At 70.8% G+C, this 15,054-nt stretch carries 14 protein-coding genes; 6 read left to right on the top strand and 8 right to left on the bottom strand.

Going from position 1 to position 15,054, the window contains the following annotated elements:
• The first annotated feature begins 4 nt into the window (after nucleotides 1-4).
• Genes ACFWDI_RS10245 through ACFWDI_RS10235 form a run of 3 tightly spaced genes read left to right on the top strand, consistent with a single transcriptional unit; the run spans nucleotide 5 to nucleotide 2,636 of the window.
• Entirely contained in the window at nucleotides 5-1,288 is a 1,284-nt protein-coding gene (locus tag ACFWDI_RS10245) for a CHAT domain-containing protein (protein ID WP_385302702.1), read from the top strand.
• On the top strand, nucleotides 1,285-2,361 hold the full coding sequence (locus ACFWDI_RS10240; RefSeq protein WP_385302700.1) for a hypothetical protein: 1,077 nt from the start codon (nucleotides 1,285-1,287) through the stop codon (nucleotides 2,359-2,361). Before ACFWDI_RS10245 ends, ACFWDI_RS10240 begins: the two co-directional genes overlap by 4 nt.
• 14 nt (nucleotides 2,362-2,375) lie before the next feature.
• Nucleotides 2,376-2,636 (top strand): DUF2277 domain-containing protein, encoded by a 261-nt coding sequence (locus tag ACFWDI_RS10235; RefSeq protein WP_385302697.1) that lies wholly within the window; start codon nucleotides 2,376-2,378, stop codon nucleotides 2,634-2,636.
• On the opposite strand, the gene ACFWDI_RS10230 is transcribed toward ACFWDI_RS10235, so the two are convergent.
• The 5 genes from ACFWDI_RS10230 to ACFWDI_RS10210 form a co-directional block, all read right to left on the bottom strand.
• A complete protein-coding gene (locus tag ACFWDI_RS10230; protein WP_385302694.1) occupies nucleotides 2,596-3,252 on the bottom strand; it encodes a DedA family protein in 657 nt (218 codons plus the stop codon). The two genes, ACFWDI_RS10235 and ACFWDI_RS10230, sit on opposite strands and share 41 nt — an antisense overlap.
• A gap of 283 nt (nucleotides 3,253-3,535) precedes the next feature.
• On the bottom strand, nucleotides 3,536-4,009 hold the full coding sequence (locus tag ACFWDI_RS10225) for a DoxX family protein (RefSeq protein ID WP_385302692.1): 474 nt from the start codon (nucleotides 4,007-4,009) through the stop codon (nucleotides 3,536-3,538).
• A 58-nt stretch (nucleotides 4,010-4,067) separates the two neighbouring features.
• A complete protein-coding gene (locus ACFWDI_RS10220) occupies nucleotides 4,068-6,080 on the bottom strand; it encodes an FAD/NAD(P)-binding protein (protein WP_385302691.1) in 2,013 nt (670 codons plus the stop codon).
• A 140-nt stretch (nucleotides 6,081-6,220) separates the two neighbouring features.
• Nucleotides 6,221-7,897 carry an alkaline phosphatase D family protein gene (locus ACFWDI_RS10215; protein ID WP_385302689.1) on the bottom strand — a complete coding sequence of 559 codons (1,677 nt, stop codon included), beginning with the start codon at nucleotides 7,895-7,897 and terminating at the stop codon, nucleotides 6,221-6,223.
• Between the two features lie 106 nt (nucleotides 7,898-8,003).
• Nucleotides 8,004-8,657: an HNH endonuclease family protein gene (locus ACFWDI_RS10210; protein WP_385302688.1), complete on the bottom strand. Its 654-nt coding sequence runs from the start codon at nucleotides 8,655-8,657 to the stop codon at nucleotides 8,004-8,006.
• A 166-nt stretch (nucleotides 8,658-8,823) separates the two neighbouring features.
• On the opposite strand from ACFWDI_RS10210, the gene ACFWDI_RS10205 reads away from it, so the two are divergent.
• A complete protein-coding gene (locus ACFWDI_RS10205) occupies nucleotides 8,824-9,564 on the top strand; it encodes an ABC transporter permease (RefSeq protein WP_385302686.1) in 741 nt (246 codons plus the stop codon).
• Nucleotides 9,565-9,803: 239 nt separating this feature from the next.
• Nucleotides 9,804-10,388, top strand: a complete 585-nt coding sequence (locus ACFWDI_RS10200; RefSeq protein ID WP_327323318.1) for a TMEM165/GDT1 family protein — start codon at nucleotides 9,804-9,806, stop codon at nucleotides 10,386-10,388.
• A 43-nt stretch (nucleotides 10,389-10,431) separates the two neighbouring features.
• Here the strand turns inward: ACFWDI_RS10200 and ACFWDI_RS10195 are convergent, their stop codons facing one another.
• Together ACFWDI_RS10195 and ACFWDI_RS10190 are read right to left on the bottom strand one after the other, a co-directional pair.
• Entirely contained in the window at nucleotides 10,432-11,112 is a 681-nt protein-coding gene (locus ACFWDI_RS10195) for an HAD-IA family hydrolase (protein ID WP_385302684.1), read from the bottom strand.
• A gap of 191 nt (nucleotides 11,113-11,303) precedes the next feature.
• Nucleotides 11,304-12,209 (bottom strand): peptidoglycan-binding protein, encoded by a 906-nt coding sequence (locus ACFWDI_RS10190; protein WP_385302682.1) that lies wholly within the window; start codon nucleotides 12,207-12,209, stop codon nucleotides 11,304-11,306.
• 168 nt (nucleotides 12,210-12,377) lie between these two features.
• On the opposite strand from ACFWDI_RS10190, the gene ACFWDI_RS10185 reads away from it, so the two are divergent.
• Nucleotides 12,378-14,426, top strand: coding sequence for a DHA2 family efflux MFS transporter permease subunit (locus ACFWDI_RS10185; protein ID WP_385302680.1), 2,049 nt, complete (start codon nucleotides 12,378-12,380; stop codon nucleotides 14,424-14,426).
• 55 nt (nucleotides 14,427-14,481) lie between these two features.
• On the opposite strand, the gene ACFWDI_RS10180 is transcribed toward ACFWDI_RS10185, so the two are convergent.
• Nucleotides 14,482-14,961, bottom strand: coding sequence for a GNAT family N-acetyltransferase (locus tag ACFWDI_RS10180; protein WP_385302678.1), 480 nt, complete (start codon nucleotides 14,959-14,961; stop codon nucleotides 14,482-14,484).
• Nucleotides 14,962-15,054 lie beyond the last annotated feature (93 nt).

Below are 15,054 nucleotides of genomic sequence, written 5' to 3'. Positions count from 1 at the left end.
CCGCATGTCCATGGACCTCGCGATCGAGATCCGGCAGAACCCGTCGTTCGACTTCACGGCCCTCCTACCCCCGCGCGACAGGCCACAGGACGGCGTCGGAACGCGCGAGCCGCTCGATCTCTCCGTGACCCTCCGCCGATCCCAGCAGGACCGGCTGCACATCACCGCCTTCCGCCCGGGCGAACGGTCCCCCCGGACCCGGATCCACAACGCCCACTTGGAAATCACCGAAACCGCGGTCCTGCGCGGCGCTGCCCGGCTGCGGTCCATCTGGCGCGATCGGCTCGTACGCCACCAGCCCACGGACGCCGACGGCATGTCCGACGGCAGCTTTCCGTTCGCCGAATCGGCCGATCTGACCCCCATGTCCGCGCTCTCCCGGCGACTGACCGAGGAACTGGCCGATGAGGGCCGCTATCTACTGGACAACCTGCTCGACGGCAGCAGCGACGAGCTCAGATACTTCCGGTCCTTCCTCATCGACACGCTGGCCGGCGAGGCGTCGCTGCGCATCACCTTCGACTCGGACCTCTATCTGCCGTGGCCGATGCTGGCCGTGGAGCCCGCAGGCAGCGACAAGGACGTCTGGGACAGCTTCCTCGGTCACCGGCACCAGGTGGAGCAGACTGGCAGCCCCTATGTCCCGGTGCAGGCACCGGGAACCACCCGCTCTCTCCCCGTGACCAGCCTCAACACCGACTCCACGCTGGAGATGGTGGCGAAGGCGCCCGAGGTGCGCAAGCTGCTGGAGGAGCGGTCCCATCTGACCGTACGCACCGAGTCGGAGACCTTCCTCGACGCGCTGTCCGGCGCCGTGTTCGACGAGGACGTCATGTACTTCTGGTGTCACGGACACTTCGTCGAGAACGGCTCGCCCCATCCCCATCTCGCGGTCCGGCTCTCCGACGAGCGGCAGATCGACGCCGATCTCGTACTGCGCCTGCGAGGGCGCTTCCTGGGTCTGGACGACGCGCGCTTCCGCCCCTTCGTCCTGCTCAACGCCTGCCACACGGGCCAGGCCGCGGCCGCGCCCGAACTGGAGCATCTGGGCAAGGCGTTGATTCGGCTGGGGGCCGACGGGGTGCTCGGCCCGCAGATCGAGATTCCCCAGGTCTTCGCCACGGAGTACGCGTACGCCTTCCTCGATCTCTATCTCGCCGGCGGCAGTACGGCGGGCGAGATAGCCCAGGCTCTGGTGCGCCACTTCGCCCGCGAGTTCCACAACCCGCTGGCCCTCACCTACTCCCTGCACTGCGGGATCGACAGCAGAGTGGAGCTCGCCCGGTGAACCGCAGAGCAGCTGCCAGGAAAAGCGCCGTCAGGACCGCCGCCCTGCCCAGGGCGGTCGAGGTCGACCTGGACGAGAAGGGGCGGTTGCTGGTCCCTGGTACACCGACTCCCGTACCCACCGCGCGCCTCACCGAGCACCTTGCGCGGCATCTCGCCATCCCGCCGCGAGCCAGCGACATCTACGTGTATGTGCATGGCTGGCAGACCGCCCCCGGCACGGCGGCGAAGACGGCGGCCACACTCGTCCAGCAGGCGCGGACGCTGTACGAGGTCCACCCGGAGCGCTACCAGGGGCTGGCCGCCGACGGCCGGGGCTACCGGCCCTGGTGTGTCGCCGTGCGCTGGCCGTCCTCCAGTCTGCCCACCCTCGCCGGATACCGCAGAATCCGCGACCGGGCCCACGCCATGAGCACCCCACAAACCGGCCATGCGCCCTATGTCCTGGCCCATCTGCTCGGCTATCTCGACGAACACCGGGCCGATCCCAAGGAACCCGCAGTTCTGGCCAACCGCAGTGGCCAGTATCTGCATCTCGTCGGCCACTCCTTCGGGGGGCGCTTCCTGTGCGAGGCGGTGCAGCGGTCGGCCGAGCGGCCGTCGGGGCCCGCGGTGCTCGGCTGGAGCATGGCGAAAGACCCCCGGCGGCCGTTCACGGCGGACAGCGCGCTGATCTTTCAAATGGCCGCGCCGCGAGACGCCTTCGACCGTCTCTTCCCCACCCTGTTTCCCTCGGCCGGCCGCGTCGGCGCGCCGCTGAGCGGCCCACTGGTCCTGACCCACTCCCGCTGGGACCGGGCCACCGGATTCTGGCATCTGAGGGCCGAGGGCACTTCTGGCATCGGCCACGCAGGCACTGGTGTCGCACCGGTTCCGCAGTTCACCACCCGGATCCGGCCGGTGGATGTCCCCTACGCGCCGGCCGACCTGGACCACCGCATCGTCAATGTGGATGCCAGCCGGCTCTACCGCGGTGGGCGACGCACGCGTCTGGCCCCCGCGGGCGCGCACTCCGACTTCCGGCGCCCGGAGTCCGCCCATCTGATGGTGAGCCTTGCTTCGCTGGCGCGCTGACCCACACTGGAGGTATGTGCCGCAGCATCAAGACTCTCCGCCCGCCCGTCCTCCCCGAAGAGGCCACCGAGGAGGACATGCGGGCCGCCGCCCTGCAGTTCGTGCGCAAGGTGTCCGGATTCCGTGCCCCCGCCGCGCACAACCGTGAGGTCTTCGAGCAGGCCGTCGACGAGATCGCCGAGGCGACCCGCAAACTGCTCGAAGGGCTCGAGGTGCGTGGGTCCGGCGGGGCCGTCAAGCGGCCGGTTCAGGAGCCGGAGCCGGACGCCGCATGACGTACGCGGCCAGCGCGCCCGCCGCGAACAGCGCGAGCACCGAGACCGCCGCGCCGACCCAGCTCGCGCCGAGCCACTGGCCGCCGAAGTAGCCGAGCCCCACGCTGTAACCCGCCCACGCCACGCCTGCCAGGGCGGACCAGGGCAGGAACTCCTTCACCTTGCGGTGCGCCGCGCCCGCGCCCAGTGAGACGACCGAGCGGCCGGCCGGGGCGAAGCGGGCGATCACGACGAGGGCGCCGCCGCCGCGGCTGAGGGCCGCGCCAAGACGTTCCTGCGCGGTGGTCAGCCGGCGCGAGCGGGCGATCGCCCGGTCCAGCCGGTCGCCGCCGCGCCAGGCCAGCCGGTAGGCGACGAGGTCGCCGAGTACGGACGCGGTGGCCGCGCAAAGAATCAGGACGAGCAGCGAGGGCACCTCGTGCGGGACCTGTCCGGCCGCGGTCTGGACGGACCCGTTGGCCGTTGCGGTGGTCGAGCCCGCCGCGGCGGCGGTCGCCGCCGTGATCACCAGGACTCCGCTGGGCAGCACGGGCAGGAAGACGTCGAGAAGTACGGAAAGCGCCACGACGGCATAGATCCATGGGCTGCCGGTCAGCGACCCCACACTCTCAAGCACCCGAACTCCCCCCGGTTTCGGAAAAAACGCCGCGACGTCGCAGGGGAGCGGCAGGGGCGGCAGTACAGCTGTACAGCGTACGCCTGGGGTTTACCTCGAGATCGTCCGGGGGCGCTGATGTTGTGATCCTCACGTCCGCTCAGCCTCACATCTGCTCAGCATCGGGTCTGCTGACCTTCATGTCTGCTGATCCCACGGCGCCGGGCGTGCGGGGCACGCGAAGCGCCCGGTCCCTCGTCGTACGGGGCCGGGCGCTTCCGCTGCTTCGGATGCGGCGGGTGGGTCAGGCCGTGACGGCCGTGGCCTCCTCCTGGCGCTCCTCCTGCGCCGACCGGCTCGCGCCGCGCGGCGCGAACAGCCGGTCCAGCGCCAGTGCGCCCGGTCCGGTGAAGACCAGCAGCAGGAAGGCCCAGCAGTACAGCGCGGACCCCTCGCCACTGTTCTGCAGCGGGAAGAGGCCCTCCGGCTGGTGAACGGTGAAGTACGCGTACGCCATCGAGCCGGAGGCCACGAAGGCGGCGCTGCGGGTGCCGAGGCCGAGCAGCACCAGGACGCCGGCGACCAGCTCGATCACCGCCGCGTACCAGCCGGGCCAGGTGCCGGCCGGGATGGTGCCGCCGCCGGCCGCGCCGCCGAGGACGCCGAAGAGCGAGGCGGCGCCGTGGCAGGTGAAGAGCAGGCCGACGACGATGCGGAACAGGCCGAGCGCATAGGGCTGGGCCTTGTTCAGCCGGGTGGACAGCGAGGGATGTGCCATGGGGGCTCCTTCGGTCTGGGGACGTGAACCGACGAGGGAAGCCCTAGGTTAGGCGTACCTAATCAATGCTTGCAAGTTCAACATTTGATGGGCGGTCGATTTTCGCCCTGGATTCCGTTTCCGTACCCCGCTGCCATTCCCGCGGTGTTCCGAGCGTGCGCAGGGCGGCGCGCGCCACCGCGTCCGCGTCCGACAGTGTCACCGAGTCGACGCCCGGCCTGGCCCCGGCCGCGGTCACCCAGTGCACGCCCTCGGTGGGCACACCGATCGCGAAGCGCCGAGGGTGCGGACGGCCTTGACGATTGATCAGACGGTACGGGCGCTGTGTCACGTCCAGCCCTCCGGTTTCGTAGCCGTCGATGGAATGCGGGCGGCACTGGCCGGTCTTCAGCAGCCGCTCCAGCAGTTCGTCACAGGTCCGCCGGAGGTCCGGCTCCGGCAGCCTCGCCTCGATGAGCGTCGTCGCCGTCACGAAAGAGCCGGGAACGTCCGGTGATTCGGCGGTGAAGGCTCCGTCCAGGGCTTCGTCCGACAGTGCGTCCGCCGTCCCGATGGTGGTGCGCGGACCGACGACCTCCAGGACGCCCGCCTCGATCAGCGCCGTCATCTCCTCGATCCGGCGGCGCGGCGGCCCGATGGAGAGAAAGGCGTTCAACGGGGTGTACCAGCGGTCGAGATGGTCGCGCCGGGAGGTGCCGGAGAGGCCTGCGTGGTCCACGATCAGACGCAGCTCGTTGCGCAGATCGCGCAGTACGTCGAGGGCGGCCTTCAGCGGGCCCGCGACATTGCCGAGCGCGGCCTGCGCGGCGTCCTGCCGCAGATGGCCCAGGAGCCAGGCGCGGTGCTCGGCGGGCGAGGCGAAGCGCTGACCGGCGTACGGGCGCGAAATCCGGTCCCAGGACCAATGGTCCGCCTCCGCGATCCCGAACGCGTCCAGTACGGCGGCCTCTTGGGCGCTGCCGTGGGGAGCGTCGAGGAAGCGGTTTCTGAAGCCGTGAGGAGCGGAGCCTCGCGGACCGGCGAGCAGTGCCTCGTAGTGGACCGTCTCCACCTCCTTGGCCACCAGCGGCCATATCTCGGTCAGGAAGTCCGGCGGATCGCCCTCGTCCGCCCGCTTGCGGAAGACCGCGATCACATCCGGGGTGAGGACGAGCGGTTCGTGCCGGCCGGAGGGGCCCTTGGCGTTGTCTCCGCGCGCCTGGTACGGAACGCCGCGCCGCGATCCCGCGTACAGCCGCGGCTCGCGGCCCGAGGGCCGGTAGACGAGCTCGCCGCCGTCGCCGCGTACGAAGGTGCCGCCGCGGCCCGTCGTCAACAGGGCCATATGGTCGAAGAAGTTGAGCCCGAGGCCGCGCAGCAGAACCGATTCCCCAGGGGCCACGGCGGAGAGGTCGAGGTCGGCGGGGTTGGCCGGCTCGTAGTAGCGCAGGCGGGGGTGGCGGGCGGCGTACTCGGCGAGATGCGCCGTCGTCTGCCGGCAGACGACGGGCAGATGGCCCTGGGCGAGGATCACCGCGCACAGGCCGGTGAGCGTGGTGCCGTCGTCGAGGGTGAGGCTCTGCGTCGGGGCGGCGGGCCCCTCGCGGCGGTGGGCGTCCCGGTCGTCGTCGAGCCGTGTCGCCCGCGCCCGGTGGACCCGCACCGTCACCGTGTCCGGTGCGCCGCCCACCGCCCGCAGGAACGCCCACTCCAGATAACGGCCGTAACAGGCCCGCGTCGGGTAGTCGTCGGGGCCGAGCCGCTCGTCGGTGTGCGCCGCCGCCCACTCGTACAGGCTCGGACCCGGACGTATCGGACCCTCGCAGGCAACGCTGTCATCCGTGAACAGAGTGACCTGCGAGGCCACCGTGTTCATCAGCAGTTCGGCGGGCTGGTCCGTGCGCCAGACGCGGCCCGGTCCCGGCGGTGACGGGTCGACGACGTGGACCGTGAGCGGCGTCCCACGGGTGAGCTCGGCCACCGACGCGCAGAGTCTCTCGAGAACGGAGGTGCCGCGAGGGCCTGCGCCGACGACCGCGATGGCGCGGGTGTGGACGACTGCTGCTGATCGCACATCGCGTACGTCGGACAAAACGGGAACTCCCGGGGCATGTGGGGTGCTTGGAAGCGGAGCGTCCGGCTCATCATGCCGGGGGAGGGTCCTGAGTCGAACCCCTGGGGCGGAAGATCACACTCCGCTGCAGGAAGGATCACGCTCCGCTGTGGGATGGATCACGGTCCGCTGTGGGAGGGATCACGGTCCGCGGTCAGCTGTCGATCGTCCGCCGTCACCAGCAGCGCGGCCGCCCCCGCCACCGCTTGCGCCTGGTCCAGGCGCAGCCCGGCCATGCGGCCGCGCAGCGTCAGCGTCATCAGGTGATTGCCGAACCAGGGACCGCCGGTCCGCCGCCAGTCGACCGGCGGCCTGCCCGTCCGGCCGTGACGGGCGAAGGCGTGGCCGAGCCGCCTGCCCGCCCGGCTCCAGCCGAAGCGGAACCCGAGCCGTATCGAGCGGGGGATGGAGTTGTGCACGGGCGAGCAGGTCAGTTGCAGCACCCGGGCGTCGGGTGCGCCGTCCGGCCACTTGGGCTCGGCGATGTACGCATGGTGCACGTCTCCCGACAGCACGCACACCGTCGCCGGAGCGTCGGGACCGCTGCCCGCCTCCGCGATCAGCCGCGCCAGCTTCTCGAACGAGTCGGGGAAGGCGGCCCAGTGCTCGAGATCCGCCCGTCTGCGCAGGTCCTCGCCGAACCGTGCCCATCGCTCGCCCCGCTCGCCCCGGCACAGCGCGGCGTTCCAGCTCTCCGCGTCATGGATCAGCGGCGGCAGCAGCCAGGGCAGGGAGGTGCCGATCAGGAGATGGTCGTACGTCCCCCGCCCGGCCAGCGCCTGCTCGCGGACCCAGCGGGCCTCGTCCGCGTCCAGCATCGCCCGGTTCTTCTCCTCCAGGACGCGGGCGGCGCGGGTGTCGACCATCAGCAGCCGGGTCCGGCCGAAGTCGCGGCGGTAGCTCCAGCGCACAGAGGCCGGATGGGCGTCCGCCTCGGCGGCGAAGTTCTTGAGGCGGTCGGTTCCGTCGGGGGAGGCCCGCACGGCGGCGTACAGCTCGTCGGACTCCAGCTCCTCCGGCGAGAGATTGCCCAGGTGCTGATAGACCCAGTACGACATCAGGCCGCTGAGGATCCGCTCCTGCCACCACGGTGTCTCGCGCATCTCGGCCAGCCAGGATGCGCTGGTGTTCCAGTCGTCGATCACATCGTGATCGTCGAAGATCATGCAGCTGGGGACCGTGGAGAGCAGCCAGCGCACCTCGGGGTCGCTCCACGACTCGTCGTAGAGCCGGGTGTACTCCTCATAGTCCGCGACTTCCGCGCCGGGCGGCTCGGAGAGATCCCGCCGGGCCGCGAGCCAGGTTCTGGTCTCCTCGGACGTCTCGTCCGCGTACACCTGGTCGCCCAGCAGGAGCAGCACATCGGGGCGTACGGCCGTGGGATCGGCCGCCAGCTTGACGGCGAGGGTGTCGAGGGCGTCCGGCCCGACAGGGTCGTGCCCGTCGGCGGGCGCGGCCGACCAGCGGCAGGAGCCGAAGGAGACGGTGACGCCGTCGGAGGGGACATCCGGCGTACGGATCGTGCTGTCCGGGAAGAGGGAGCCTTCGAGCGGCCAGACCTTGCGGCCGTCCAGCAGCACTTCGTACGCCGTTGTCGTGCCGGGCGTCAGACCGGTCACCGGTACCAGCGCGTAGTGGTGGCCGGCGATCTGGAACGTGCGCGAGGTGCCCTGTGCGCCGTCGGCGCACCGGACCTCGGCCGTGCAGGGCCGGTCGGCCTCCACCCAGATGGTCGCGCTCCCGCCGGCCTCCCAGTCGACGTACCGCAGCAGTGGTCCCAGGCGCAGTCCCGCCATGTGTGCCCTCCTCCGTCGCCCCGTACGGTACGGAACGACGGGGGAGGGCGGCCAGCCTACGGGCCGGATCGCAGCCGGAACGTGAGCCCCTGGTCGAATCGCCTGGTCAGCAGCCGTTCAGGATGCCCTGGAGCGCGCTCTTCTCGGCCGAGTCCACCTTCAGGTCGTAGTAGTGCTTCACGTCCACCCACATCCGGGCGTACATGCAGCGGTACGAGGTGCGCGACGGCAGCCACTCCGCCGGGTCCTGGTCGCCCTTGGCCTGGTTGACGTTGTCGGTGACGGCGATCAGCTGCGGGCGGGTGAGGTCGTTGGCGAAGGCCTGGCGCTGGGCGGTGGTCCAGCTGCTCGCGCCGGACTTCCAGGCCTCGGAGAGCGGCACCATGTGGTCGATGTCCACGTCGGCGGCGGCGGTCCAGGTGGCACCGTCGTACTCGGAGAACCAACTGCCGCTGGTCGCCGCACAGCTGGAGTCCTGGACGACGTTCGTACCGTCGCGCTTGAGGACGACCTCACGGGTGTTGCACGCGCCCGACTGGGTGATCCAGTGCGGGAACTTGTCGCGGCTGTAGCCGGTGGAGGAGCCCTCGGCCGCCACGGTCAGCTGGCCGAGGTAGGTGCGGGCGGTGGCGGCGCTGACGGGGGTGGGCGGGGAGGCCTGGGCGGCGGGGGCGGTGGCCAGCAGGCCGGTGGTGGCGAGAGCGGCGGTGGCGGTGAGCACGGCTATTCGACGGGTTTGACGCGCGTAGACACCAGACATGCGAACTCCTTGGATGTGGGGGGAGCTTGGCCGTTCGGGCGAGGCCATGTTTGCGGCGCCAGGTTTCCGTGGGGTGGGCGCCAGGTAACAGAGTGGCGACATGGGCACGACAGATCAAGGGTTCTGACGCCCCGACAGATAACGGTCTGCGGCGTACGGTTGTCGAGTGCTGCTGACGGTCAATGTCACTTTCGGGGTCGTACTGGCCGTCCTGCTGGTTGTCGCGGCGACGGTGGCCGCCGTCGCTCACCTCGGGCGGGCCCGAGAGATCGCCGTCGCGGGCGTACGGGCGGCGGTCCAACTCGCGGCCGTCTCCCTGGCGATCGGATGGGTGGTCCGTTCCGTACCGCTGCTGCTCGCCTTTCTGCTGCTGATGTACGCCGTCGCCGTACGGACGGCGGGCCGGCGCATCACCGGGAACCGGACCTGGTGGTGGGCCTGGCTGCCGATCGCCGCGGGCGTCGTGCCCGTCGTCGCCGCGCTGCTGCTCACGGGCCTGGTGCCGCTCAAGGGCATCGCGCTGATCCCGGTGGCGGGCATCCTCATCGGGGGCGCGCTCACCGTGACCGTGCTCGCCGGGCGCCGGGCACTGGACGAGCTGGCACTGCGGCGGGGCGAGGTGGAGGCGGGGATGGCGCTCGGGCTGCTCGACCGCGACGCCCGGCTCGAGGTGGCGCGCAGTCCGGCGTCCGACGCGCTGCTGCCAGGTCTCGACCAGACCAGGACCGTGGGGCTCGTCACACTGCCGGGCGCGTTCGTCGGCATGCTGCTGGGCGGGGCGGCACCGGTGCTGGCGGGGGCCGTGCAGCTGTTTGTGCTGGTCGCGCTGATGGCGGTGCAGGCGGTGGCCGTGTCGGTCGTGCTGGAACTGGTGGCGCGGGGACGGCTGTACCGGGATCCGGCGTGACGGCCGTCTCGCGTACCCTGGACGGAGCAGAAGGGGAGTAGCTCTTCGCCGGAACGTCGACATACTGCTGGGCCTCGTGCCCGGCCGGCGCCCGGAGGCGGCCTCGTCGAGGCCCGCCAGCGAGACCTTCGGCCGCAGTGCCCATGTATGCATTCATGGCGCTGCCGTGCCGAAGCGACCCCTGAAACGCTCAGGACTCTCGGCAGGGCCGCGCCCCGACCGATTGAGGACTCCCATCCATGATCAGCTTTACCGTCATGGCGATCACCTTCGGCGTCGTCTTCCTCGCCGAACTCCCCGACAAGACCGCGCTCGCCGGTCTGATGCTCGGCACCCGCTACCGCGCCTCGTACGTCTTCGTGGGCGTCGCGGCCGCCTTCGCCGTCCATGTCGTGCTTGCCGTCGCGGCCGGCAGCGTACTGACTCTGCTGCCGCACCGGCTGGTGCAGGCGGTGGTCGGGCTCCTCTTCCTGGCGGGCGCGCTGATGCTGCTCATGAAGAAGGACGACGGGGACGAGGAGAACATCAAGGCCCCGGCGGACCAGTCCTTCTGGAAGGTCTCGGGGGCGGGCTTCATGCTCATCCTGGTCGCGGAGTTCGGCGATCTGACCCAGGTCATGACGGCCAACCTCGCCGCCCGCTACGACAGCCCGCTGTCGGTGGGCGTCGGCGCGGTGCTGGCGCTGTGGGCGGTCGCGGGCATGGGCATCCTGGGCGGCCGGACGCTGATGAAGTACGTACCGCTGCGGCTGATCACAAAGGTCGCGGCCTGTCTGATGCTGGCGCTGGCCGGCTTCAGCCTCTTCGAGGCGATCGCTCCCTGACGCGCGACTTTCCGTTACGAGGTGTGCGGTGCCGGTCGGCTGGTCAGGCCACCGGGGGTGCTGCCACCCGCAGTTCGATGGTGCCGTCCGGGCCCTCGGTCACCGTCAGGTGTGTGAGGTCGGGGACATGGGCGTCCGGGGCGAGGGCCGCCGCGCGGGGTCCTACGCCCACCACGCGCATACCCGCCGCGCGGGCCGCCTCGATGCCTGCCTCGGAGTCCTCGAAGGCGATGCAGTCCGCCGGGTCGAAGCCCAGCTCGGCCGCGCCCTTGAGAAACCCCTCCGGGTCCGGCTTGCTCGCGCCGACCCGCTCCGCGGTGACGCGGATCTGCGGCATGGGCAGACCGGCGGCGGTCATCCGGGCCTGGGCGAGCGCCTCGTCCGCCGAGGTCACCAGGGCGTGCGGCAGTCGGGCGATGTCGGCCATGAAGGCGGCGGCGCCCGCGACGGGGACGACGCCGTCGATGTCCGCGGTCTCCTGGGCGAGCATCAGGCGGTTGTCGGCATAGTTCTGCTCCATGGGGCGGTCCGGGAGGAGGACCGCCATGGTGGCGTAGCCCTGGCGGCCGTGGACGACCTTGAGCGCCTCGTCCGGGTCCAGGCCGTGCTCGGTCGCCCAGAGCCGCCAGCAGCGCTCGACCACGGCGTCCGAGTTGACGAGGGTGCCGTCCATGTCCAGCAGGAGGGCGCGTGCGGTCAGATCGGACGGGGTGGCTGCCGGCATCGGCGTACTCCAGGGCGCGGGAGAAGAGAAACAAGCGGCTCCGCCCGCCGGTCAGGGAATACGGGCGGAACCACTTTGTTCCTACACGATACAAAACGAGGGCGGGTAACGCCACCCGGTTTCGCGTCCGTCCCGCATCGTCCCCCCGGTCCAGGGCGGTCCGCCGCCAACTCCGTGTGCGCCACGGCCCGTCAGGGTTCCCGGGTCTCCGCCTCCAGCGCGCGGCGCGTCTTCGGGCCGTACACCCCCTCGGGATCGCCCTTGACGTGCCGGTCCTGCTGGAAGGTCCGCACCGCGTCCTCGACGCTCTGGCTGTACGTCCCGTCCATCGGGCCCGCGTACAGCGACATCTCGGCCAGCCGCTGCTGAAGCTCCGTGACCTGAGGTCCGCTGTCCCCGCTCCGCAGCGTGCCCGATGTCCGCCAGCCCCCCGCCTGGGGCGCCGAGCCGGTGGCCGACGCTGTTGAGGGCGGCGCCGCCGGGGCCGCGGGGCCGGACGAGTCGGCGGACGCACGCGGCGCGGACTGCGCCGCGAAGGCGGTAACGGACGGTGAGGCCGACGCCGAGCCCGACACGGGTGCGGACACGGGTGCGGACCGGCTCGGCGACGAAGAGGGCCCGTCCGGCAGGACGTTCAGGCTCGGCGAGCCCGTCTTCCTGTCCGGCAGCGCCTTCTCGCGCTCGTCGCCCCCGGAGAACAACCCTCCGGCGACCGCGGCGGTCCCGGCCACCGCGACCGCCGCCACGACCACCATGAGCCCCGTGTGCTGCCGCCGTGGGCGGCGGTGCCGAGCCGGGGTGAGGTCCACAGGATCAAGCGCGTACGGCTCGTCACGCGGCGCCGGATCCACCACGTGCGGCAGCATCAGGGGGATCGTCCCGGGGCCGGGCTCCTCTCCGCCCCCGCCCTCGTCCACGCTCCGCAATGTCACATAGGGCCGTATCCGCAGCGGATCGAAATGCCCTGCCGACGCAAGGTCCGGCTGCCACTCCGCCCCCGGCGCGCCCGCGGCACGCTCCGTGCAGTCGCAGCCCGGCCCGGCTCTGCCGTCGATACCCCACGGCCCGCCGCATTCAGGACACAGGTGTCCGGTCATTGCAGGTTCCCTCCCCATTAGCTGCCAGCGATTATGCAGGCGCCCACTGCGACGGCCCAACGGCCGCGGGCGCCGCTCGGCAGGCCATATCCGGGCAGACCGACCAGGATGGAGAATGCCCGAGAAAGGACGGGGGGCGGGTGGTGAAGCGGAACCGAGGAGATCCCCATGTCTCAGGAAGTGCGCACCCCGGCCGTGAGTCCGGCCCCAGGTGAGGGCCAGAAACGGCAGACCGTCATGGTCGCCATCGGCGCACTGCTGCTGGGCCTGCTGCTCGCCGCCCTCGACCAGACCATCGTCTCCACCGCACTGCCGACCATCGTCAGCGACCTCGGCGGCCTGGAGCACATTTCGTGGGTGGTCACCGCGTACCTGCTGGCCGCGACCGCCGCCACCCCGCTGTGGGGCAAGCTCGGCGACCAGTACGGCCGAAAGAAGCTGTTTCAGACCGCCATCGTCATCTTCCTCGTCGGCTCCGCGCTCTGCGGCATCGCCCAGAACCTGCCTCAGCTCATCGGCTTCCGCGCGCTCCAGGGACTCGGCGGCGGCGGCTTGATCGTGCTGTCGATGGCGATCGTCGGCGATATCGTCTCGCCGCGCGAACGCGGCAAGTACCAGGGCCTGTTCGGCGCGGTCTTCGGCGCCTCCAGCGTCCTCGGCCCACTGCTCGGCGGCTTCTTCACCCAACACCTCAGCTGGCGCTGGGTCTTCTACATCAACCTGCCGGTCGGCATCGTCGCGCTGCTCGTCATCGCCGCCGTACTGCACATCCCCGTACGCCGGACCAGGCACACCATCGACTACCTCGGCACCTTCCTCATCGCCTCCGTCGCCACCTGCCTGATCCTCGTCGCCTCCCTCGGCGGCACCACCTGGGCGTGGGGCTCGGCGCAGATCATCGCCCTCGCCGTCCTCGGAGCCGTACTCCTCGTCGTATTCGTGTACGTCGAGCGGGGCGCCGCCGAACCCGTACTGCCGCTCAAACTCTTCCGTATCCGCACCTTCACGCTCGTCGCCGTCATCAGTTTCATCGTCGGCTTCGCGATGTTCGGCGCGTTGACCTATCTGCCGACGTTCCTGCAGGTCGTCCACGGCATCACGCCGACCATGTCCGGTGTGCACATGCTGCCGATGGTGCTCGGCATGCTGCTCACCTCCACGGGCTCCGGCCAGATCGTCAGCCGCACCGGCCGCTGGAAGGTCTTCCCGATCGCCGGCACCGGCATCACCGCCGTCGGCCTCGTACTGCTCCACCAGCTCGACGAGACCAGCTCCACCTGGCAGATGAGCGCGTGCCTCTTCGTCTTCGGTGCCGGTCTCGGCCTGGTCATGCAGGTGCTCGTGCTGGTCGTCCAGAACGCCGTCAGTTACGGGGACCTGGGCGTCGCCACCTCCGGCGCGACCTTCTTCCGCTCCATCGGAGCCGCGTTCGGCGTCGCCATCTTCGGCACGATCTTCACCCACCAGCTCCAGAACAAACTGGCCGACGCGCTCGCCGGACGGCCGGTGCCGTCCGGCACCGGTGCCGGGCAACTGGCCGACGACCCGCGCGCCATCGCCGAACTGCCGCCCGCACTGCGCCCGTCGGTACTCCATGCGTACTCGTCAGCCATCACCGATGTCTTCCTGTACGCCGTGCCCGTCGTGCTTCTCGCCTTCCTCGTCGCCTGGTTCCTCAAGGAGGACAAGCTGCGCGGCTCGGTCACCGCGCCCGATCCCAGCCAGACGCTCGCCTCCAACCCGGTCGAGCGTTCCTCGCACGAGGAGTGTGCCCGGGCCCTGTCGTTGCTGGGCTCGCGCGAGGGCCGGCGTCAGATCTACGAGAAGATCAGCGCCAAGGCGGGGTACGACCTGCTGCCCGAGGCCAGTTGGCTGCTGCTGAGGATCAGGCGCCACGGCACGGTGGAGCCGGGGCTGCTCGCCGACGCCACGCCCGTACCACTGCACGTCATCACCGACGCGGCCCGGCAGGTGGAGGAGCGGGGGCTCGCCCGCCGCTTCGGGTTGCAGCTGATCCTCACCGACCGGGGCCTGGAAGCGGCCATGCGGCTCGCGAAGGCGCGCGAGGAGTCCCTCTCGGAGCTGCTCGGCGACTGGTGGGGACCGGAGCGGCCGACCGATCTGGTGCAGCTGGTGGAGGAGTTGAACGCGGAGCTGTGCGGGTCGGACGCGGAGCGGCCGTACAGTCCGCCGCCGAAGCGGGACCACGCGGCCTGAGCTCCGGGCGGCTCAGGTCTCACGGCGGCTCGGAGTTCCGGGGCTCCTGGTCGCCTCAGAGCTCCTTGCCGTACCAGATGTCCATGTACGGACCCGAGCAGTACGCCGGGATCTCGGCGTAGCCGTTCCGGACGTAGAGCTTCCGCGCCTCGATCAGATCGAGCCTGGTATTGAGGACCATCCGCCGGGCCCCCAGCTTGCGCGCCTCGTTCTCCAGGGTCTCCAGCAGGATTCCGGCGCCTCTTCTGCCGCGGAAGGGACGGCGCAGATAGACGCGGGTGAGCTCGGCGCGCTCGGCGTCCAGCATCAGCACTCCGCCGCAGGCCGCGGCCTTGGCGCCGTACCGGCCGACGACGAACTGGCCGGTGGGCGGCATGAGTTGTTCGGCGCCGTCGCCGCTGAGCCCCTGGTCGATCTCCTCGGCAGTCGCGGGGCGCTGCCAGTAGCGGCTCGCGACCTCGTCGTAATACTCGCGCCGCAGGGCGCTCGCGTCGGAGGAGTCGAATGCTTCGGTGGCCAGGGTCCAGGTGGTCATGACGATCTCTGTACCGGAGGGGCGGGCCGTTTGGCCAACGAATTCCGGGCAACTCGCCTTCAGGAGGGCCCCTCAACCGAGTTCAACCGGGTT

Origin of the sequence: Streptomyces sp. NPDC060064 (assembly GCF_042736455.1) — a bacterium.
Lineage (GTDB): Bacteria > Actinomycetota > Actinomycetes > Streptomycetales > Streptomycetaceae > Streptomyces.
Note: the sequence above shows the minus strand (reverse complement) of the source record. Positions and strands in the feature narration are given on the sequence as shown.

What these genes read in the sequence shown, in the direction of transcription:
- ACFWDI_RS10190 (WP_385302682.1), bottom strand. Translation starts at nt 12,209, where the DNA reads ATGACCGGACACCTGTGTCCTGAATGCGGCGGGCCGTGGGGTATCGAC.
- ACFWDI_RS10185 (WP_385302680.1), top strand. Translation starts at nt 12,378, where the DNA reads ATGTCTCAGGAAGTGCGCACCCCGGCCGTGAGTCCGGCCCCAGGTGAG.
- ACFWDI_RS10225 (WP_385302692.1), bottom strand. Translation starts at nt 4,009, where the DNA reads ATGGCACATCCCTCGCTGTCCACCCGGCTGAACAAGGCCCAGCCCTAT.
- ACFWDI_RS10245 (WP_385302702.1), top strand. Translation starts at nt 5, where the DNA reads ATGTCCATGGACCTCGCGATCGAGATCCGGCAGAACCCGTCGTTCGAC.
- ACFWDI_RS10195 (WP_385302684.1), bottom strand. Translation starts at nt 11,112, where the DNA reads ATGCCGGCAGCCACCCCGTCCGATCTGACCGCACGCGCCCTCCTGCTG.
- ACFWDI_RS10235 (WP_385302697.1), top strand. Translation starts at nt 2,376, where the DNA reads ATGTGCCGCAGCATCAAGACTCTCCGCCCGCCCGTCCTCCCCGAAGAG.
- ACFWDI_RS10200 (WP_327323318.1), top strand. Translation starts at nt 9,804, where the DNA reads ATGATCAGCTTTACCGTCATGGCGATCACCTTCGGCGTCGTCTTCCTC.
- ACFWDI_RS10180 (WP_385302678.1), bottom strand. Translation starts at nt 14,961, where the DNA reads ATGACCACCTGGACCCTGGCCACCGAAGCATTCGACTCCTCCGACGCG.
- ACFWDI_RS10215 (WP_385302689.1), bottom strand. Translation starts at nt 7,897, where the DNA reads ATGGCGGGACTGCGCCTGGGACCACTGCTGCGGTACGTCGACTGGGAG.
- ACFWDI_RS10210 (WP_385302688.1), bottom strand. Translation starts at nt 8,657, where the DNA reads ATGTCTGGTGTCTACGCGCGTCAAACCCGTCGAATAGCCGTGCTCACC.